This is a genomic window from Parabacteroides caecihominis, from assembly GCF_023656785.1.
Lineage (GTDB): Bacteria > Bacteroidota > Bacteroidia > Bacteroidales > Tannerellaceae > Parabacteroides > Parabacteroides segnis.
Genome location: NZ_JAMOKS010000004.1, coordinates 234145 through 257395, shown reverse-complemented (window position 1 = coordinate 257395; position 23251 = coordinate 234145). Strand labels below are relative to the sequence as shown.

The window sequence follows — 23251 nt, the reverse complement described above, 5'->3', positions numbered from 1 at the left end:
GATAAAATCTAATAAAAATGAACAAACGAATACTTATTTTGTCAAGTATGATGGTCGGTATAGGCTTTCATTTAGTAGCGCAGGATAAGAAATTACCGAATATTGTTTTTATCCTGGCTGATGATTTAGGATATGGTGATCTTTCATATTTGAATGAAAAAGGGAAAATTAAAACTCCCAACCTGGATAGAATGGCCGAAAATGGCGTTGTATTTAACGATGCTCATTCCTCTTCAGCAGTCAGCACTCCATCCCGATATGGAATACTAACTGGACGTTACAATTGGCGGTCAACATTGAAAAATGGGGTATTGGGTTGGTATGATAAACCTTTGATAGCAGGAGATAGAACTACTATGGCCAGTATGCTGAGAAATCAGGGTTATCATACTGCTTGTATTGGAAAATGGCATTTAGGTATGAATTTTCCTACAAAAGATGGCGAGAAACCTGTTGATACACCTGATGCATATAATCTCGATTTTTCAAAAGAAATAACGGGAGGACCTTGTGATGTCGGATTTGAATATTTTTTTGGCGTTGATGCACCAAACTATCCTCCTTATTGCTTCATTGAAAATCGTCATACAATGGGAATGCCGGACTTTTATTATCCGCTTAGTAAAGAAATGGATTCCCGTCCCGGAAGAGGATTGGCTAATTGGAAAATGGAAGAAATTCTTCCTGCTTTAGAAGAAAAAGCTGTTACGTATATAACTCAGGCAGCAAGTAATGAAGATCCGTTTTTTCTTTATATCCCGTTAACTTCTCCTCATACACCGATTGTTCCGACGGATGAATTTGCAGATCAGTCGAAATTGAATAAATATGCTGATTTTGTAATGCAATCGGATGCTGTGGTAGGGAATATAATGAAGGCACTGGCGGATAATAATATTGCGGATAATACAATAATTGTCTTTACTTCCGATAATGGCTGTTCTCCACAAGCTGATTTTAAACTACTTGCTGAAAAAGGGCATAACCCTAGTTATATTTTCCGTGGAATGAAATCTGATTTATTTGAAGGAGGACACCACATTCCCTGTATTGTCAGTTGGCCTTCAGAAATTAATCATCATCGTGTAGACCAGACTATTAGTCTGATTGATTTTATGGCTACATTTGCTTGTATAACGGGCTATGAATTGTCTGATGACGAAGCAGAAGATAGCTATAATATATTGCCTCTGTTGATCCAGGCAGATTACAAACCAAAAATACGTGAAGCAACTGTATACCATTCTATTAGAGGTGACTTTACTATTTGTAAAGGCGATTGGAAATTACTTTTATCTCCCAGTTCAGGCGGATGGAGTTTTCCAAAACCGGGAAATGATGATGAACTTATTAAAACTTTACCTTCCATACAACTATATAATATGAAGGATGATCCGGCAGAAACTAATAATGTGTATGCCGAATATCCTGAAATTGTCAATGAACTTAAAGCTTTGATGACTAAGTATGTCAAGGAAGGGCGAAGTACTCCCGGAATTCCTCAAAAGAATGATGGACCTGAGGTTTGGAGGCAATTGAGTTGGATGAAATAATTAAAAAAATAAAAATATAGAGACTTTTCTTGAGGAAGGGTCTCTATATATCCGTCTATTTATCACCAGAGCAGGAATATATAAACGAATATTTTAAAATCAATATCATGAATTCTTTAAAATGTTTTCAATTCTTAATCTTTCTTCTGATATTATTATCCTGTCAAAGCAAGGAGAAAATGGCTAATGAAACCCTGTGGACCGACATGTATAATATTACTTGGGAGCAACCTTCATTGAATGCTTCGGAGTCTATGCCTTTAGGTGGAGGAGATATCGGTTGTAATGTTTGGGTTGAATCGGGTGATATTCTGTTTTACATGCAGAAAAGCGGTAGTTTTAGTGAAAATGGCGAATACCTGAAATTAGGGCGCGTCCGTTTACGTCTTACGCCTAATCCTTTTGCCGGAGTGACTGGTTTTCAACAATCTCTCAGGCTGGAAGACGGTTCAATTCTGATTTCGGCCGGTGAAGAAGGTAAAGAGTCGGTTCATATTAAAATGTGGGTCGATATTTTTACGCAATCCATTCACTTCGATCTGCATTCGGATAAAAAAATAGCAATGGAAGCTTTTTATGAGAACTGGAGAACGGAGGATCGGGAGTTGGCTAATGAAAAGAGAGGTCGTTTCGGATGTTTTGGAATGGAAGGTTATCCGGGGGAAGTGATTAAGAAGAAAGATCAGATTGCTTTTTCGGAAAACGGTATCCTGTTTTACCATCGGAATGCGGAGAATACATTATCGCCTGATGTGATGATAGAGCAACAGAAACTGACCGAATACAAAGATGAGATTTGTAATACTATCAGTAATCTGACGTTCGGAGGTTTTATGTTTGGCGATAATCTGGTAGCCGGTGATGTAACGGAAGGAAGGTATTGTAACACTGATTTTAAAGCATGGTCCCTGAAAAGCAAGGAAACCAGCAATAATTATCATCTACAGATTGTTACTCACAGGGAACAGACTCCGGATATGAACCAATGGACAACCCGTTTAAAAGAAAAAGCGGCATTAGCGGATAAGGAGAAAGGAAATCCGAATAAAAATGCGGAATGGTGGCGGCAGTTCTGGAACCAAAGCTGGATTATCACTGATCCGGCCCGGAAAGATACAGGTAACTTATGGGAGGTTGGACGTAATTATCAACTCTTCCGCTATCAGCTGGGCTGCAATATGTATGGAGAATATCCATCCAAGTTTAATGGTGGTAACCTTACATTCGATCCGGGATATGTCGACCCCAAAATGGAGCATGATCCTGATTGGCGCCAATGGGGCGGCGATGTCTTTACCGCACAAAACCAACGTCTCCTTTTCTGGCCTATGCTGAAGAGTGGCGATTTTGACGGGATGATTGCCCAGTTCAATTTATATAAAAGAGGATTACGCGGTGCCCAGTTAAAAGTCTGGGAGTATTTCGGACATAACGGGGCCGTGTATTGTGAATATGCAAATGATGCAGGTTTGGATTTTGGTGCCGGATGGGGATGGGAAGGAAGTAAAATGAGACAGCGCGGGAAGGAATTACCGTTCGGCTCACCTGAGATAAAAGCTGTCAATACCTATTTTGAGCCTGTTGAACAAGGAGTTATGGCTAACGGTTCCATCTCTTATCATTGGGAATCACAGGTAGAACATGCGTATATGCTTTTGGAATATAATCGTTTCACCGGAAGAAATATTGATGAATATATGCCTTTTATCAAGAATGCCTTGATTTTCTTCGACGAGCATTATCAAAAAAGGCAGCAGATGAGAGATGGGAAGACGTTGGATGAAAACGGGATGCTGGTTTTCTTTCCGTCTACTTCGTGCGAGTCCTATCGGGGTGCAAAAAATCCGGCGGATCTGGTTTCCGGTATCCGTTCCTGCCTGGAATCGTTGCTGGTGTTACGGAGCGACTCTGTGTCGGATAAGGACAGAGACTATTTCTCCGCTTATCTGGAACGATTACCCGATTTATATTATGATGTGATAGAGGGTGATACGGTTGTGAAACCGGCAGAATCCTATATCAAGTATCAGAATGTGGAGTGTCCGCAGTTTTATCCTCTTTTTCCTTTCAACCGTTACGATATAAACAGCAGTGAAATTCCTGTATTCAGAAACACATGGAAACATGGGAATTTCCCGAAGAATATGGTAATCAGCTGGCATCAGGACGGTATTTTTTATGCCCGGATGGGGATGGTAGAGGAGGCGTATCAGTATAATAGGCGGAAACTGAAGGATTCGGAACGACGTTTCCCCACGTTCTGGGGGCCAGGGCACGATTGGGTACCGGATCATAATTGGGGAGGCTCGGGTATGATCGGTTTGCAGGAGATGTTATTGCAAACTATAGGAAACAAGATACATGTATTACCTTGCTGGCCGAAAGACAAAGATGTCTGTTTCAAGTTGCATGCTCCTCAAAACACAACTGTGGAAGTGGAATATAGAAATGGTGAAATACAAAAGCTGGAAGTCTTGCCGGAAAGCCGGATGAAAGATGTTGAACTGTTTTTGGAATGAATTTATTATCAGTAATATGAAAACAAAAGTATAAATGTTTGGAAATATTTGATGGTTAAAAAGTAACTTACTAAATAATAATAATATGAAATCACTTTTACTGCTTGGAATAGGGACTTCTGCGTTCGTTGCCTGTTCTGCAAACAAACAAAAAACGGTAGAAGCCACGCCGCAGAAACCCAATGTTATTTTTCTTATTGCAGACGATATCGGGTATGGAGACCTGAGTTGTTATGGGGAAAAAACAATTCATACCCCCAATGTAGATAAACTTGCTTCTCAGGGAATCCGTTTTACGGATGCCCATTCTGTTGCTGCAACCAGCACACCGTCTCGCTATTCCTTATTTACCGGACACTACGCCTGGCGACGTAACGATACGGGGATTGCGACAGGTGACGCGGGTATGGTGATCCGCCCGGAACAGTATACGATTGCCGATATGTTCAAAGAATGCGGATATACGACCGGAGCTATCGGTAAATGGCATCTGGGGTTATCGGATAAAACGGGAGGACAAGACTGGAACGGGCATATTACTCCAGGTCCGTCGGATATCGGTTTTGAATACTCCTATATTATGGCGGCAACGGGTGACCGTGTACCTTGTGTCTGGCTAGAAAATGAGCATGTTGTTAATCTCGACTTGAATGATCCGATCGAAGTGAGTTATCAAAAACCTTTCCCTGGGGAACCTTTGGGAAAAGATCATCCCGAATTGTTGACCAAGTTGAAACCCAGCCCGAATCATGGACATGATCAGGCTATTGTGAATGGGATTTCCCGTATCGGTTATATGAAAGGCGGTAAGCAAGCATTATGGGAAGACGAGAATATTGCCGATAGTATTACAATGAAAGCTGTGCAGTTTTTGGAAAATCATAAGGGTGAACCTTTCTTTTTATATGTTGGGACCAATGATGCGCATGTTCCCCGTTGGCCTCATCCTCGTTTTGTTGGTAAAAGCGGTATGGGACCACGCGGAGATGCTTTGCTTCAGTTTGACTGGACTGTGGGGCAAATAATGGAAGCACTGGAAAAGAATGGACTGGCAGAAAATACGCTGATTGTGCTAAGTAGTGACAACGGTCCTGTTGTTGATGACGGATATGCTGACAAAGCAGTGGAGTTACTGGGTGATCATCGTCCCTGGGGAGATTTTAGAGGTGGAAAATATAGTAATTTTGAAGCGGGAACTCGTGTTCCTTTTATCGTTTCATGGCCTGCCAAAATAAAACCAGGTGTTTCGAACGCTTTAGTTTCTCATATTGACTTGTTTGCTTCGATGGCCGGACTTGTTGGAGGAAAGATCGCCGATCAGGCTGCTCCCGACAGCCGTAATCAGTTGGAAACACTCTTGGGTAAAGATTCGAAAGGTCGTGATTATATTATAGAGCAGGCTGGTACTTTATCTGTTTCTGATGGAAACTGGAAATATATTACTCCTGGCAATGGAGCAGTATATAATAAGTTAACAAATACGGAATTAGGGAATAATAAGGAGGTTCAACTCTATAACCTGAAAGATGATGTTGGAGAGAAAGTAAATATCGCGGCTCAACATCCGGAGATTATAGAACGACTTAGGTCTATTTTGGAAAAAGAAAAGAATAAATAGACGATTTTGTGTAAATAAGCAATTCTGCAAACCTTTGCGTAGATTTTTCTAAATACTTGTTTTCCTTTATTGCATAGGGTTGACTGAATTCAAAATGCCGGCCAAAGATTAGACATGGATCTGTAGATACAGGATTTCGGGGATGGCTTTCATTAGCTAATGAAACATCAAAAAACAGATTTCTTTGTTTTTTGATTATCTTTGCTTACAAATTTATTTTTCTGACAGTCTTGGAGAATGAAACATATATGAACGGAAATGTTCAGTTTTATCTTAGACTGTCAGATTAAGTTGAAACTCATTTATGTATGTTAGTAGATGAAAGTCAAATAAAGTGGCAGCAATTTATCTCAGGTGATGACGATTCGTTTTCCTGGATATATACGACTTATGCACGAAAACTATATCGGTATGGTCTTTGCTTTACATCGAATGAGGAAGTCGTGAGAGATAGTATACAAGATATTTTTGTGTATTTATATGATAACAAGACGAAATTGGAATTTTGTGATAATATCAAATATTACTTGTTTGGTGCTTTTAAGAATAATTTAATCAAAGCTATTCATAAAGAATCTGTATCTGAAGATTTAGTTGGGGATATGCCTTTTTTGATCGAACTGACGGTAGAAGACCAATATATCCAAAATGAACAGTATGTGACTGAAAGTAAGAAGATAGAAAAACTTCTTTCGCTATTGACTTCCCGGCAAAGAGAAATTATTTATTATCGGTTTACTCAAGGGATGAGTATGGAAGAAATTTGCGGCTTGATGGACCTTAATTATCAATCTGCACAGAATCTGATTCAACGCTCATTGAAAAAAATGAGAACCTCTCAGATAGATATGGATTTGTTTCTGATTTTACTACTTGCGCTGCAGTAATTTTTATTTTCATAAAAAAACGTTTTTTAGTGAGTATAAAAAGCGCTCCTCTGGCTTTTACTATTAAACGGACAATTTTATGAATAAGAATTATACAGGATATAATGTTGAAGAACTGTTGAATGATGAATATTTTATTCAATGGTTGTTGGCTCCTGATGTTGAAAATGAAAGGTTCTGGAACGAACTTCGGGAAAAAGACCCAGAATTGAAGTTAGAGATCGATGAAGCTTGTACCTTTGTTATGCATTTACAACAGGATATGGAGAGTCCAGGTTTCTCGTCAGAGGATGAGATTGCGGTATGGAATCAGATTAAAGTGAAGACTGATAAAAATAAAACCAGGAAGAAGAGAGTCCACATTTTCAGAATAATAACCGGAGTTGCAGCAGTTATTTGTTTGTGTTTTCTTACAGTCGGTAAGTTCTATCTGAAAGATAAGCAAGATATAAATTATTTAGCGATAATAGAATCTGTAGATCAGGCGAGTAACTATTCTGGGGATGTGGAGTTGATTTTGTCAGAAAGCAAAAAGATTGCTATTTCGGAAAAAGAAAGTCAGGTGGAGTATAATCAGGATGGTGATATTAATGTTAATTCTCAAAAGGTGGAGAGTGTATCGAAAGAAAAAGACCATGCTGAAGCCTTTAATCAATTGATTGTCCCTTTGGGAAAACGTTCTTCTGTTACTTTCTCTGATGGAACAAAAATCTGGGTAAATTCAGGTTCAAAGGTCATTTATCCTGTGGTCTTTGAAAAGAAAAAGAGAGAAATATTTATAGAGGGTGAAGTTTATTTGGATGTAACCTCTGATATAGATCGACCATTTGTTGTAAAAACACGAGAAATGGATGTAAAAGTATTAGGGACAAGTTTTAATGTTTCTGCCTATAAAAGTGATTCGAATTTGCAGGTAACTCTGGTTGAAGGAAAAGTCGAAGTAAAGACAAGCAATAACCATTCTGATATTTTATCACCCAACCAACAGTTCGATTATGATATTAAAACAAATGAAGCGACAGTTCAATCCGTGGATGTAGATAACTATATTGCATGGAAAAACGGGTATTACCAATTTGAGAAACAGCCGTTGAATATTGTATTTAAGAAGTTATCCCGGTATTATGGAGTTCAGATAGAATGGGATGAAGAGGTTGGAAAACGAACTTGTTATGGTAAACTTGATCTGAAAGAGGAATTAGGTGATGTGTTGAATAATTTGAAAGATGCGACTGCAATCCCGATGCAGTTCATTTATAATGATGATTGTATTAAAATTAGTATGAACCCTTAAAAAAATAATTACTTATGGATCCTTAAATCTACAATTAAAAATAGAGCCGAACAATACTCCCAATATTATCCGGCTCTCTAAAAATTAGTCTGTTAATAACAATACTAACTTAAATCATTTACAAAGTTATGAATTTAAAAGTGAAGTTCGGTGTAAAAAACACTGAATGCATGAAATTTTTGCGAATAATGAGAGCTGTCGTATTATTCTTATTTCTTGGAATAGGTGTAAGTTTTGCCTCTGATATGTATTCTCAAGAGACATTATTGTCGATTAGCGTTAGGAATAAGACCGTAAAAGATGTTTTCAAACAGATTGAAAATAAAAGTGAGTTTATTATCTTCTGTATGGCTGATGTAGTCGATTTAGACAGAAAGGTAAGTCTGAGCCTGGAGGATCAGAATATTGAAACGATCCTGAATTTTATTTTCAGAGATACGGATAATACTTTCAAAATAGAAGATCGGCAAGTCATTATAACTAAAAAAACAAGTGATCAGCAATCTTCGTCGGTGTCACAGCAAAATAAGACAAAAGTGACTGGTGTGGTAACGGATACCAATGGTGAATCGGTTATTGGTGCTTCAGTTGTTGAAAAAGGAACGACAAATGGTATTACGACCGATATAGATGGACGTTATGAGATTTATGTTTCCGGCAAAAATGCAGTTTTAAGTATTTCCTATTTGGGATATGTCACTCAGGATATAAAAATAGATGGGAGACGTAATATCAATGTCCAACTTTTTGAAGATACCAAAGCTTTGGAAGAGGTTGTGGTTATTGGTTACGGTCAGCAGAAAAAAAGTAGTGTTGTCAGTTCTATCAATACCATTACGAGTGCGGAACTAAAAGTACCAAGCAGGAATTTAACAAACAACTTGGCCGGCCAAGTTGCGGGCCTGATCGCCGTGCAGCGATCAGGCGAGCCTGGCTATGATAATTCTGAGTTTTGGATTCGGGGGGTCAGTACGTTCAGTGGTGCACAGAACCCGTTAGTCCTGGTTGATGGTGTTCCTCGGGCCATGGCAGATATTGAACCAGATGAAATTGAAACATTCTCCCTTCTAAAAGATGCTGCAGCAACAGCCGTTTATGGAGCCGAGGGAGCGAACGGGGTTATTTTGATTACCTCTAAAAGAGGGCGTGAGGCAAAACCGAAGTTTACTTTCAGGGCCGAAGGAACTATGTTGACTCCAACTCGTGTACCTGAGTTTTTAGGAGCTAAGAATTTTATGGAGGCTTACAACGAGGCGTTGATGAATGTAGGAAAAGATCCTATGTATTCGGTTGACTTAATTGAAAAACATGCCTCACATATAGATCCCGATATCTATCCGGATGTTAACTGGATGGATTTGTTGAAAGATAAGACTTTTAATCAACGTTATACGTTAAATGTCAGAGGTGGCTCGGCCAGAGCACGTTATTTTGTTTCCGGTGCTTATTATTCAGAAAAAGGGTTGTTTGAAACTAATGGTTTGGAGAAATACGATGCCAATATCGGACTTGAACGTTTCAATCTTCGTAGTAATATTGATATTGATGTATCCAAAACAACTGTTATCAATGTAGATATGAGCGGACAATATTTAATGACTAACTATCCGGGACAAGCGACTGGTGATATTTTTTCAGCTATGACTCGTACCGCTCCCAACCAAATTCCGATGGTTTACTCTGACGGATCGTTAGCGGGGCACGTTTATCATTCCGGAAACAGAAATAATCCTTACAACTTGATTAATCATTCGGGGTATATCAAAGAGTGGAGAACTAATATCCAATCCAAAGTGAGTATCAACCAGAAATTAGATATGATAACCAAAGGATTGTCATTTAAAGGAACAGTCTCTTTTGATGCCAACACGACAAATGTTGTTGCCAGAAAGAAGAGTCCTACATTATTTCATGCGGACGAACGTAATGAAGACGGCACTTTGAAGTTATATGAAGTTATAGCCGGAAGTGATAATCTTTCAGAAGAGAAAAGCCATAAAAACGACAAGCAAATTTACATTGAAGCTTCGTTGAATTATCAGCGTACATTCGACTCGCATAATGTCAATGGTATGTTACTCTATATGCAAAAAGAAAAATCGTATCACGATCAGGCCCTTCCTTACCGCAAACAAGGATTTGTCGGCAGAGCGTCTTATTCTTATGCTGACCGTTATTTTATAGAAGGTAGCTTTGGTTATACCGGTAGTGAGAACTTTGCTGATGGGTATCGTTTCGGAATCTTCCCTGCTGTCGGTGTTGGTTGGCTGTTGTCGGAAGAAAGTTTTTATTCGACAGGTTTGAAGAAGATTGTCAATAAATTGAAGATCAGAGCCTCTTATGGACGTACCGGTAATGACCAGACAGGAACCGATCGTTTCATTTATCGGGGAACATTAAATCAAGGCGGTGGAGGATATAATCTAGGAATTTTGAATGGGTCTACAACTGGAGGAGTGGGTAATAGTATTTGGGAAGCCCGTTTTGCTTCTCCTACATTATCATGGGAAATTGAAAACAAGCAAAACTATGGTATTGATCTAGGTTTACTGGATAGCCGCGTCGATCTACAGGCTGATTATTTCAGCAACAGAAGGCATAATATCCTGTTAAAACGTCAAACGGTATCGGGGGTGGCTGGTTTCCAACAGAACCCATGGCAGAATTTTGGTATAGTAACCAATAAAGGAGTTGATGCCAGCCTTACATTGAATCATCGGATTGGTGACTGGAAACTCAGTGCACGAGGAAACTTTACTTTTGCTAGAAATAAGATTATCGAAAGGGACGAAGTGCCCCAGCTTTATTCTTGGATGAATGACACCGGAACTCGTATTAACACTTGGGATCTTTATATTGCCGAAGGGTTATATAAGGAAGAAGATTTCATCATTAGCGGTGAAGGAATAAACAGAAAATACACATTAAAAGATGGAGTTGTTAAATCTGGACTTAGTGGTGATATCAAACCAGGCGATATCAAATATAAGGATATGAACAATGACGGCATTATCAATTCGTATGACGTTGTACAAGATGTCGGACAACCTTCTGTTCCGGAAATAGTTTATGGTTTCGGTTTTAATGCTGAATACAAGGGGATTTATGCAGGTATATTTTTTCAGGGGGCCGGAAATACCTCTACTGTTTTAGGCGCTAATGCCGGACAACTCATTTTCCCGTTTACCTATGGATTGGAGGAATCGTCTCTTCGTAAAGAGGTTTTAGATCGATGGAATGAAAACAACCCGAGCGATGACGTTATGTTTCCTAGATTAAGACCTGACCGTCATCCGCATAACAATGCTGCCAGTACATGGTGGCAACGAAACGGATCGTTTCTTCGTTTAAAGAATATCGAAATTGGTTATAGTTTCAACGAAAAAACATTGAGGCATACACCGTTTAATGCGTTACGGATTTACTTGATGGGGAATAACCTTGCCGTATGGGATCATATAAAAATGTGGGATCCGGAAATTGGTAATAAGAATGAAGGGGTTAACTATCCGCTTTCCCGCACGTTTACCTTAGGATTAGAAGTTTCATTTTAAAACAGTGTTGATATGAATTTAAGAAGTTTATATAAGATTTGCGCTTTGTCACTTTGCTTAGCCGTATTCGCCGGATGCGATTATTTGGCTGTTTCCGATGAATTGGCCAGCGAGTTGACAATGGAAGAGGTATTTGAAAATGCATCCTATACAAGACGTTTTCACCGGGGGATTTATACAGGCATACCGGATGTCTCTTTTGTATCGATCAACTCCGGTTATGGGGTATGTAATGGACTCGGTTTACCATGGGTTGGTGCTTCCGATGAAGCGAAAATGGGACACAATAACCTGAAAAACCTTGTAACAACGGGAGAAAATGCGGCTAATGCCTCTTTGACGCGTTGGTCCCTGTATAATAATATTCGTCAGGCCAACCTGTTTTTGGATCAGGCGCATACAATTCAAAGCGATAAAGATCAGTTAGATGAAACGGAATTGAATCAGATGCGTAGTGAGGCTCTTTTTCTGCGTGCTTATTATCATTATTTATTGTTTGAACTCTATGGACCTATTCCTATATTGGATTATCATGTAGATCCTAATGCCACAGATTTGGATTTTGCCCGTAATTCGGTTGATGAAGTCGTAGAATTCATAGATCGGGAATTGCTGGCTGTTGCTGATCTGTTGAAAGAATCGGAACCAGATGAACGAAAAGCTGCTCCGACAAAAGGTGCAGCATTGGCAATCAGGGCTAAACTTTGGGTTTATGCTGCAAGTCCTTTGTTGAATGGAAGTTATAAGGAAGCAGTTGAATTGAGAGATAATGAAGGGAAGCAATTGTTTCCGGAATACGATGCTTCCAAATGGCAAAAAGCGTTGGAAGCTTTACAAGATTTTATAAATTATAGTGAAGGCCGTTATGAATTATATAAAGTTTATAGTAAAGATGGACGTTACAATCCTGATGCTTCACTTTACGAATTGTTCCAGAAATATAATAATGAAATTATTTGGGCAACAACCAAAGACTCTTGGGGGAGTGTAGATAATGAAGGTTTTCAAAGACGCAGTACCCCACGTGGTGTCAGAGGGAGTCAGGGTATGTCAGCACAGGGAGTTACACAAGAATTGGTCGATGCGTTCTTTATGAGAGACGGATTGAGCATTAAAGAATCTCCTATTTATTCGGAAACAGGATTTAGTACTGTAACACATAATGTTATACAATTGGCAGACACCGTGGAAGTTACGGATACAATTTTTAATATGTACCTGAATCGTGAACCGAGATTTTATCAAACAGTCATGTATGCAGGTAGAAGATGGCATGTTGGAGGAGAACAGGTTTTCTTTCACAAGGGAGCGAAAGATGACAACTCCTCTACCAATAATTGTTATACCGGTTATCTTCTGTATAAACGTGTTAATCGTACTTTGTATAGTTATGGTAGTTATCCTCGTTCCTGGTTCCGTCCGGGTATTCTTTTCCGTTTGGCTGAATTTTATCTATTGTATGCGGAAGTGTTGAATGAGGTGAACCCGTCTGACAAACGTATTATTGAGTATGTAGATAAAGTACGGGAAAGAGCCGGTATTCCTTTGTTGAAAGATATTAAGCCTGGAATTATAGGTAATCAGGAACTGCAACGTGAAGCCATTCGTCAGGAGCGTCGCGTGGAATTATGTACTGAAGGACAACGCTATTTTGATGTACGTCGTTGGATGTTAATTGAAAACTCGCCTGAAAATGGTGGTCAGGCAGGGGAGTTTCATGGAATGAATATGGAAGGAGATTACAATAACTTCTTTAAACGCAGGGCGTTTGAGACTCGTGTTATGGATCGTAAAACTTACCTGTATGCTATACCGCAGTCAGAAATATTGAAGAGCCGTAAATTAGTTCAAAATCCGCTTTGGTAATGTTATACCGAAAAGCATAAAACTATCAAACGCAGATTTCGCGGATAAGACGGATTGTTAATACCCGGAAATTCGTATTGTTCGCGGAATTTGCGTTGTTTTTGATTAATAATTAAATCGTTACAACCATGAAGAAAGTATTAAAAGGTTGGATCGCCGACAATTCGGTGACAGCCGACAAGACAGACAAAATCTTGGTACTCGAATCGGCAGGAAAAGTCGATATCGATGACATTCTCGAAGAGATGTTGAAAGAAGACACCGGGTTACGGCCGGAAACACTGCGTCATGCTGTGGAACTTTACAATCGTATTGTTATGGACTTTATCCTTAACGGATATCAGGTGAACACAGGCTTGTTTTATGCCGTAGCCAAACTTACCGGCATTTTGGAAAGCGGTGTTTGGAATAAAGCAAATAACTCTATTTATGTTGCTTTCACACAAGGGAAGGATCTTCGAAGAGCGATCTCCGAAACATCTGTCAGTATTTTGGGTGAAAAGGCCGGTATTATGTATATCCTTGAAACAGAAGATGTGAAAACCGGTCGCAAAGACGGAAGTGCAACGGCTGGGCGTAATATCTTTGTTCGCGGTGGAATGTTGAAGATTTCAGGAGAGGATCCGGCAGTGGGTATAGTATTGACTGATAGTAAAGGTACAGAAACGAAGTTGGAAGACGATCTGATTGTTAAGAACATGCCATCGGAACTAACTCTACTTATACCTGCAGAGTTAACGGCTGGGGAATACACGCTGACTATTACGACCCAATACAGCCATAGTTCCCGTCAGTTCCTGAAAACCCCACGTAGTGTTACCACACCGATATGGATTGGCGGTAAACCGGAAGAGGGTGGTGGCGACCGTCCGGAAATCGAATAGTTTTCTCTTTCCGACACATAGGATGTGCCACTTGTGGCACATCCTATGTGTCTTACCTAGCGCATGTCGTGTGCCACTGGTAGCGCATCGGGATTTGTAGAATGGAAGAATAATATTCTGAATCCTTAGAAAATTTCGGAAAACAGTTACTTTGGTTTTCCGGGAGTTTAAATATAGAATAAACAGGGAGTGTGTTGAAATGACATACTCCCTAAAATACTTGAGAAATGAAAGGTCTGTTTTTGTTGATTTTTATGAGTTGTATTTTCTGCTTGTCTGCACAAGTAGGACGAGCTAGAATAGTAGATGTTTTTTTAATTGGAGGACAGTCTAATGCAACAGGACAAGGATATGTACGAAATATTCCAAGGTCGTTTGAGGTGGATACGACTGTTATGTTCTATTATTCTCGCTATTTAAACGGAGGAAAAGGAGGTGAACGTTGGCGCCTCCTTTGTCAGGCATCAGAGTCGGACGACAAATTCGGAGTTGAATTAAGTTTAGGCACTTGTTTGCATAATGAATATCCGGATAGGAATATTGCTTTAATAAAACATGCGCTATCGGGGTCTAATTTGTATGAGCAATGGAATCCGGGAAATAGGAAAGGGGAAACCAGAGGAGAAGAATATGCCAAGTTTATAGAAACTGTAAAAAGCGGACTGGCCCAATTGCGGGAAAAAGGATATACCCCAGTATTGCGAGCAATGGTCTGGCAACAAGGGGAAGCAGATGCACGTGATATTGCAGGAATGGAGAGATCCCGTTTATACGGGATAAACCTGAATAATTTCATACAGCAAGTACGTCTTGATTTGGGTGCGGAAGACCTACTGTTTGTCTATGGATCCGTGATGCCAATGGCAGCTTCCCGGTTTACCGGTCGTGATTTGGTGCGTAATGCACAAAAAGAGGTAGCAGAGGGTTCCGGCTCTTCTTTATCTCTTCCCAGTGCGATTTGGATTAACGCTGATGATTTGCAGATGAGATGCTCTGATTATATGATACCTATGCCGGAAGATGATGTGCATTTGGGTACTTACGGGGTGTTAGAGTTGGGACGACGTTTCTCGCAAGTGATCATACGTAAGTGGGGTGACAAGTAAATGGAATTTACTCGATCGACAGGTGTATACCTGTTCGGTTGACAGGAACGGGAATGATTGTATATGATTTTTGAAGTGGAGTTTTGCATGATTTGATTTTTAATGAATGAACTGATCATTAAGAGAAAAACAAAATAATCCACCCTAAGGAGTTTTTAGTTGCATGCCACTCCTGAAAAATAGCTTATATTCATGACATTATATAGAATAAGGTTTTAGGATACTAATAAACAAGCATCCTATTCCTTATTCTATATAAACTCAAATAATTAATAGATAAATTATGAACTATTTAAAATCAGTGTATTTATGTTTAGTCGTAACTGCGATGGGAATGGTTACGACTTCTTGCGAAAAAAAAGAAGTCCCAGTAAGATTTGCTATCGCATCGGATTTTCATGCACCGGATGTTCCGGGTGGAAAGGAACGTGTTGAAACATTTATTAAAGTGGCTAGTGATGAGAATGTGGATTTTATCATCGAACTGGGGGATTTTTGTCGACTCGACAGTGTAAATCAAGTGTACAGAGATGTATGGAACAGTTTTAAGGGAGAAAAACATCATGTTATCGGAAATCATGACCTTGATCGTTACAGTGTAGATGAATATGTAGCGGGAATGGGGATGCCGAATCGTTATTATTCATTTGACAAAGGTAATTTTCATTTTGTGGTACTTGATGGTAATAATTATTCCGATGGTGAAGAAATTCATCATTATGACCATGCAAATTATGGGAAGTATCCACTGAGTAACCATTCGTATATGGACAAAGAACAAATGGAATGGCTGGAAAAGGATTTGGCATCAACGAACTTGAAGACCGTTTTGCTGTCTCATCAAAGTCTTGACAGTGAACTAAAAAACGGTGCTGAAGTGCGAAGCATCCTAGAAAAGGAAAACAAACGTGTGGGATTTAAGAAAGTTGTACTTGCTTTCAGTGGGCATAACCATAGTAATTACACGAAAAACATCAATGGGATCACTTATATGCAGATCAATAGCGCTTCCTATGTGTGGATCGGCGAAGAAACTATGACGGAGGAGCGGTTCCCGAAAGAAATCAATGATAAATATGGCCTGATGAAATATTCTATGATGTATGATAAACCGTTGTATGCTATTGTGACATTGACAGAAGAGATGGCTGAGGTAAAAGGGGTTAAGGCTAACTTTATACCGCCGGCACCTAAAGAAATCGGGCTAGGAGATTCGATTGGAGTCTATCCGTTGGTGTCCACAATTGAAGATATGTTTGTGAAGTTTACGGATTAAAGGTTGTAATATTTGAAAAAGAATAAAATGAAAAAGAAACTTATTATATCGGGGGTATCTGCGATAACTCCATTTATATTGTCAGCCCAATCAGAGCAACCGAATATTATCTTTTTTCTGGTTGACGACATGGGATGGCAGGAGACTTCGGTCGCTTTTTACAAAGAGAGGACTTGGCTTAATAACAATTATAATACTCCGAATATGGAGCGTTTGGAACTGCAAGGGGTGAAATTCACGCAAGCTTATGCCTGTCCTTTATCTTCTCCAAGTCGCATAAGCTTGATGACAGGTCAAAATGCTGCACGACATAAAGTAACAAACTGGACGTTATTCAAAGATCAATCTCCGGATCGTTATTCTAAAAATAAAGAAGTGCTCGTACCGGAGTGGAATGTGAATGGCATGTCTATGGCACCGGGTGTTGAACATGCACTATATGTTTCTGAAACACTCCCTTCAATTTTGAGGAAGGCAGGTTATAAAACAATACATGTGGGTAAGGCGCATTGGGGGGCTATCGGGACTCCTGGTGAGGATCCGTTAAATTTAGGGTTCGATGTAAATATAGCAGGACATGCAGCAGGTGGGCCTGGTAGTTATTATGGGAAAAACAATTTTAGTGCAGCATTTCGGAACGGCGGACCGGAATGGGATGTTCCAGGACTGGAAAAATATCATGGGAAAGATATTAATTTGACGGAAGCATTAACCTTGGAGGCTACGCATGAGATGGAAAAGGCTGTTGATGAAAAAAGACCATTCTATCTGTATATGTCCCATTATGCAATTCATGCTCCTTGGGAAGAAGACAATCGTTTTGTTGAAAAATACAAACAAATGGGATTGACTGACTTTGAGGCTGTTTATGCTTCTATGTTGGAAAGTATGGACAAATCGTTGGGAGATTTGATGCAACACGTTCGTCGTTTGGGGATTGAGAAAAATACGATTATTATTTTTATGTCAGATAACGGTCAGCCACATCAGGTAAAGACATATCCTCCACTCAGAGGACATAAGATAACGCCGTATGAAGGAGGTATCCGTGTTCCAATGCTGGTGAAAGTTCCGGGGATGACGAAACCGGGATCAGAATGTAATGTTCCTGTAATAATAGAAGATATTTATCCTACAATATTATCTTTGGCTTCTGCTACGAAATTTGCAGAAAACATGGAAATAGTGGATGGACGTGACATATCTCCTTTATTGCAAGGGAAAAAATCAATGGATAAGAACAGGGCTTTCTTTTGGCATTATCCTCATATTTATGATGTTACTCCTTATAGCATTATCCGTAAAGGTGACTGGAAACTGATCTGGCATTATGCAGACCAACGGGCAGAGTTGTTTAATTTGAAGTATGATATAGGAGAAAAGAATAATTTGGCAGATAAAGAACCTGATAAGGCGCAGGCTTTGCGGAAAGAATTACGGGAATACCTGGAATCAGTGAATGCTCCTATTCCTAGAAAGAAGTCGACAAATGAACCTTTTAGATTGCCTTGATTTTAAGTTGCTACAAATAATATTCTTTTCATAAAAATAGTATAAGATGAATTGTTTTAAAAGTCTGATTATTTTATTTCTTGGGTATTCGTTAGGGGTAAAGGCCCAAACGCATACCCCGATCTCTTTACCTTCTCTTTTTTCGGATCAGATGGTCTTGCAACAAGAAGATTCCGTCCCTATTTGGGGATGGGGAAGAGCTAGTACTACGGTGAAAATCGTAGGTAGTTGGTCACCGGAAGATACAACTTCGGTGGTTGTCGATGATAATGGACGATGGAAGGGAAAAATTAAAACCACCCGTTATGGTGGACCTTATACTTTGAGGGTCTTTTCGAAAAATAGTAACGATGAGGTCTTGTTGAGAGATGTTATGTTGGGAGAAGTTTGGGTATGCAGTGGCCAATCAAATATGGAGTGGGCTTCCGGTAACGGAATAACCAATCAACAGGAAGAGATCGGGGCTGCCGATTATCCGAATATTCGTTTTTTCAGTTTAGCTAAACAAGCCAGTGGAACGTTACAAGACGATTGCCGGGCTGTATGGGAGATTTGTACACCGACGGTCATGCAAAAGCGGAGTGCCGTCGCTTATTTTTTTGGTAGGCATCTACATCAGCAGTTGAATGTTCCGATCGGATTGATCGTTTCAGCTTGGGGAGGAACACCGGCAGAGGTTTGGATACCGAAAGAACTTGTTCCCGATACGCCGGAACAACAAAAGCTTACAGCAAGCAGAAAGAATCCTTGGTGGCCAGTCGAGGCTGGAGTGCTCTACAACAGCATGGTTAGCCCTCTTTTTCCTTATCGGATTGCCGGTGTTATCTGGTATCAAGGAGAATCCAATCGAGATGCAGCGCAACCGTATGCCATGCTGATGAAACAACTAATCCAGACCTGGCGTAAGGGATTTGATAAGGAATTCCCTTTTTATCAAGTGCAGATTGCGCCTTATAATTATAAATCGACCGATAATGGTCCGGCTTTAATACGTGAAGCGCAAGAGTTGGTGGCGCGTACTGTTCCACGAACGGAAGTTGTTGTCACCAATGATATCGGGGAATATGGAAATATACATCCTGCCCGGAAACAGGAAGTTGGGATACGGTTGGGAGATATAGCATTAAAAGAAAACTACGGGATGTCGGATAAGGAAGTCCGGAGCCCTTTTCTAACTCATGCAGAAATAGAAAAGGATCGGGTAATCCTTACTTTTAGCCATGCAGAAGAAGGATTGATTTGTACAGGCAAAGTGGTTAAAGGTCTGCAAATAGCTGGTGAGGATGGTGTTTTCGTAGAGGCTAAAGCCAATATAAAAGAAAGCCGTTTGATAGCGTATGCACCAGGTATCAAACGACCGGTTACCGTTCGTTATTGTTTTGATGATGCAACAGTAGGAAATATATTTAGCAAACAAGGGTTACCGGTTGCTCCCTTTCAAAAGGATCATTTAACGAAATAGAAATGTATTTATTATGAAACAGTTGGTTAATTTTCTACTTATAGTTGCCATATTTTTTTCTCCAGTTTTTTGTTTTGGGCAAAAGATTAAAGTTGCGTGTGTCGGGAATAGTATCACCTATGGAGCTGGAATTGTAAACCGCGAGAAAAATAGTTATCCGGCACAATTGCAGGTATATTTAGGGGATAAATACGAAGTACGTAATTTCGGAAGCAATGGAGCGACAGCCTTTCATGAAGGGGATTATCCTTATGTGCAGACTGAAGCGTATAAACAGGCGATTGCCTACAGCCCGGATATTGTTTTCATAAAATTAGGAACGAACGATTCCAAACCCCAGAATATTTGTTATCAACAAGATTTCAAATCAAATTATTTAGAGCTTATCCGAAGTTTTAGCAAACTGACTTCAAAGCCACGAATTATTCTTTTGTCTCCTCTTCGTTGTTTTTTACCGGAGGCAGCACCTATAAAAGACAGTGTGATTCGATCTGCTTTGGTTCCGGTTATAGAAGAGATTGCCCGAAAAGAAAAACTCGAATATATAGATCTTTATGATTTGATGGGGAATGAATATGATGCATCCTTAATGCCGGACCGCCTTCATCCTTCTTCTATCGGAGCCGGACGGATCGCTCAAAAATTATATGAATATCTGAAGCCGGAAAATTATGATCCTAATCCTTGTACACATCCGATATGTGGAAATGAATATCGAAGCGGAGCCGGGTGGAAAGAGGGTGCCGATTGGCATGCTGTTTCAGAAGAAATATCTCAAATAACATCTTCGCAGAAGTTGGATATTCTATTTTTAGGTAATTCCATAACGCAAGGGTTTGGTGGAAACCGCCGGCTTGTTACTTACAAACCGGGAAAAGCCGCGGCAGATAGCTGTTTTACTCATTTGCGTTGGGAGTCTGCCGGCATATCGGGTGACAGAACGGAGACATTACTTTGGCGTATCCGGAATGGCGGCTATGGAAAATCGGAACCGGCTTACGTTTTCATAACAATAGGTGTAAATAATATTATTGCCGGACATCAGGTAAATGATATAGCGGAAGGTATAAAATCTGTCGTTCAGGAAAGTAAAAGAGAATTTCCTGATTCTAAGATTGTGCTGTTTGGATTATTGCCGGTCGGGTTGGAGAAAGAATCTGAAAGACGGCAGAAATGTGATGCTATTCATCAGTTACTGAAACTACAAAATTGGGGGGATGTTCTGTATGTGAACCCAACACCTTGGTTTACTCAAGAGAATGGTGAGTTGAAAACGGAACTATACGGAGGAGATTATTTGCATCTGACGACAAAGGGGTATGAAGTATGGTGTCAGCACATAAAGGATGTGCTTTCATTAATTTCTGAAATTAAGTAACTGTAAGTAGATAACATTTAGAAAAGATTATTGGTAATCCTTTCTGCAAACCTTTGCGTTGATTTTTCTTGTAACTTATTTTTAAGTCAAAGATTAATACTGTATTTTTGATCAAATTATCATATCATAATAAACACACACATGAAAAAAATCTATTCTTTTCTGCTTGGGACAATGCTTTTTACAGCATGTTCGCAAACGCAAGAAGGAGGTATGCCTTTTCAAAATACGATTAAGATTGAAGAGGGGGACAGTCAGGAACTCATCATTGAAAAGGCGGCCCATGTTGTTCCGACTCCGAACCAGTTGGCTGCACTGCAAAATGAATTTATTGCTTTTATTCATTTCGGGCCGAATACGTTTACCCGGATGGAATGGGGGAACGGTATGGAAGATCCTAAAATATTCGATCTGAAAGAGCTCGATACCGATCAATGGTGTGAGGCGATGAAAGCTGCTGGGATGAAAATGGTTATCCTGACTGCGAAACACCATGATGGCTTTGTGTTGTGGCAGAGTAGGTACACAAAGCACGGGATTATGTCTTCCGGTTTTGAAGATGGAAAAGGAGACGTTCTGAAAGACCTGTCGGCTTCTTGTCAGAAATACGGACTGAAGTTAGGTGTTTATCTTTCGCCTGCCGATTTGTTCCAGATAGAAAGCCCGGATGGTTTATATGGAAATCTAAGTAAATATACTAAACGGACCATCCCGCGCGAAGTTCCCGGCAGGCCGTTCGCTAATCAAACGAAATTTGAATTTGTAGTGGATGATTACAATGAATATTTCCTGAACCAGTTGTTTGAGGTCTTGACAGAATATGGTCCTATACACGAAGTCTGGTTCGATGGTGCCCATCCGAAGCGGAAAGGCGGACAGACCTACAACTATCCTGCCTGGAAAGAACTGATTCATAAGTTGGCTCCGGATGCCGTTATTTTCGGTCGCGAAGATGTGCGCTGGTGTGGTAACGAAGCCGGAGGAACAAGACCGACCGAATGGAATGTAGTTCCTTATCCGGCAGATCCGGATACCATGACGCAGTTTGCCGATATGACAGATGCCGTATTGGGTGGACGTGACGAATTGTATAAAGGAAAATATCTTCATTATCAACAGGCTGAAACCAATACATCCATCCGCGAAGGTTGGTTTTACCGGGACGATACACATCAGCAGGTTAGAAGTGCCGATGACGTATTTGATATATATGAACGGGCAGTTGGTGGAAACTCGACCTTCCTGCTGAATATACCGCCTAACCGTGATGGGAAATTCTCTCCCAGGGATGTCGAATCGTTGAAGGAAACCGGTAAACGTATCCGTGAAACATATGGTACGAATTTGCTGGCTGGAGCCAAAGGACCGAAAGAGGTGTTGGATGGAAAAGAGGATACTTATTTGTTGATGAAAGATAAGGAGTTCACTGTTAAGATGCCTTCTCCGGTAACGATCAACCGTATCATGCTTCAGGAAGCGATTGCGACGAATGGGGAGCGTGTGGAAAAACATGCGGTAGATGCCTGGATCGACGGTGCCTGGAAAGAGATTGCCGTTTCCACCAATATCGGATATAAACGTATACTTCGTTTTCCGGAAATAACAACCGATAAACTTCGTTTCCGTTTATTGGAATCGCGTCAGACTCCGGCTATCAGCCATATATCCGCCCATTATTATAAATCCCGTCCGCCTCAGTTGGGTTTCCGGCAGGATATGAACGGAATGGTTACGATCGAACCCAAATTGCAGGACTTCGGGTGGAAGTCTCATGGTGAGAATGCCGCCGGAAACCTGAACGCCGGTTATAAGATCTATTATACGACTGACGGAACAGAGCCGACTGAAGCATCCGCCGAATATACGGAACCTGTGCAGCTGGATCGTTGCGAACTGAAAGCCGTGGCTGTTTTACATGGCGAGAAAGGAACTGTGTCCGGTGAACGACTGGGGTTGATCAAGAAAGACTGGAAGTTGTTGGATGCAAAAGGGGGTAGTAATCCGTCCCTTCTTGCTTTAGATTTGGGTAATAATCAGGATTTGAATGGGTTTGCCTACAAACCACAGACCGGCAAAGGTTTTAAAGGGGGAGTGACAAAAGGAACTTTTAAAGTCAGCGATGATGGCAAAAACTGGCGAACGGTGGAAAGTTTTGAATTCGGTAATTTGATTAACGATCCGAGCAAACGGTACCATTATTTCAAGAAGTCAGTCTCTGCCCGTTATGTACGTTTCGATATAACAGAAATGGCACAGGGACAGTTTACAATAGGTGAATTAGACCTGCTCTGATTGAAAATGGCTTAAATACTTTTGATGTCTCCGGAAAACAACTACTTTTG

At 40.2% G+C, this 23251-nt stretch carries 14 protein-coding genes; all 14 read left to right on the top strand.

Annotation, left to right across the window (positions count from 1 at the left end):
* The first annotated feature begins 17 nt into the window (after positions 1-17).
* Positions 18-1553: a sulfatase family protein gene (locus NBH14_RS04800; protein WP_186960330.1), complete on the top strand. Its 1536-nt coding sequence runs from the start codon at positions 18-20 to the stop codon at positions 1551-1553.
* 179 nt (positions 1554-1732) lie between these two features.
* Positions 1733-4072 (top strand): DUF5703 domain-containing protein, encoded by a 2340-nt coding sequence (locus NBH14_RS04795; RefSeq protein ID WP_186960329.1) that lies wholly within the window; start codon positions 1733-1735, stop codon positions 4070-4072.
* An 85-nt stretch (positions 4073-4157) separates the two neighbouring features.
* Positions 4158-5690: a sulfatase family protein gene (locus NBH14_RS04790; protein ID WP_186960328.1), complete on the top strand. Its 1533-nt coding sequence runs from the start codon at positions 4158-4160 to the stop codon at positions 5688-5690.
* A gap of 308 nt (positions 5691-5998) precedes the next feature.
* Positions 5999-6577 carry an RNA polymerase sigma factor gene (locus tag NBH14_RS04785; protein WP_186960327.1) on the top strand — a complete coding sequence of 193 codons (579 nt, stop codon included), beginning with the start codon at positions 5999-6001 and terminating at the stop codon, positions 6575-6577.
* Positions 6578-6656: 79 nt separating this feature from the next.
* Entirely contained in the window at positions 6657-7871 is a 1215-nt protein-coding gene (locus NBH14_RS04780; protein ID WP_186960326.1) for a FecR family protein, read from the top strand.
* Positions 7872-7999: 128 nt separating this feature from the next.
* Positions 8000-11425, top strand: coding sequence for a SusC/RagA family TonB-linked outer membrane protein (locus NBH14_RS04775; protein ID WP_436277973.1), 3426 nt, complete (start codon positions 8000-8002; stop codon positions 11423-11425).
* 12 nt (positions 11426-11437) lie between these two features.
* The gene (locus NBH14_RS04770; protein WP_250817196.1) at positions 11438-13291 is read left to right on the top strand and encodes a RagB/SusD family nutrient uptake outer membrane protein; all 1854 of its coding nucleotides are present in this window, start codon (positions 11438-11440) and stop codon (positions 13289-13291) included.
* A gap of 128 nt (positions 13292-13419) precedes the next feature.
* On the top strand, positions 13420-14175 hold the full coding sequence (locus tag NBH14_RS04765) for a DNA-binding domain-containing protein (RefSeq protein WP_186960324.1): 756 nt from the start codon (positions 13420-13422) through the stop codon (positions 14173-14175).
* A 227-nt stretch (positions 14176-14402) separates the two neighbouring features.
* Entirely contained in the window at positions 14403-15281 is an 879-nt protein-coding gene (locus NBH14_RS04760) for a sialate O-acetylesterase (RefSeq protein ID WP_186960323.1), read from the top strand.
* 283 nt (positions 15282-15564) lie between these two features.
* Positions 15565-16557, top strand: a complete 993-nt coding sequence (locus tag NBH14_RS04755) for a metallophosphoesterase family protein (RefSeq protein ID WP_186960322.1) — start codon at positions 15565-15567, stop codon at positions 16555-16557.
* Between the two features lie 27 nt (positions 16558-16584).
* Entirely contained in the window at positions 16585-18069 is a 1485-nt protein-coding gene (locus NBH14_RS04750; protein WP_186960321.1) for a sulfatase, read from the top strand.
* Between the two features lie 46 nt (positions 18070-18115).
* The gene (locus tag NBH14_RS04745) at positions 18116-19531 is read left to right on the top strand and encodes a sialate O-acetylesterase (RefSeq protein ID WP_250817193.1); all 1416 of its coding nucleotides are present in this window, start codon (positions 18116-18118) and stop codon (positions 19529-19531) included.
* Positions 19532-19544: 13 nt separating this feature from the next.
* Positions 19545-20909 carry a GDSL-type esterase/lipase family protein gene (locus tag NBH14_RS04740; protein WP_186960320.1) on the top strand — a complete coding sequence of 455 codons (1365 nt, stop codon included), beginning with the start codon at positions 19545-19547 and terminating at the stop codon, positions 20907-20909.
* Between the two features lie 141 nt (positions 20910-21050).
* Entirely contained in the window at positions 21051-23201 is a 2151-nt protein-coding gene (locus NBH14_RS04735) for an alpha-L-fucosidase (protein WP_186960319.1), read from the top strand.
* Positions 23202-23251 lie beyond the last annotated feature (50 nt).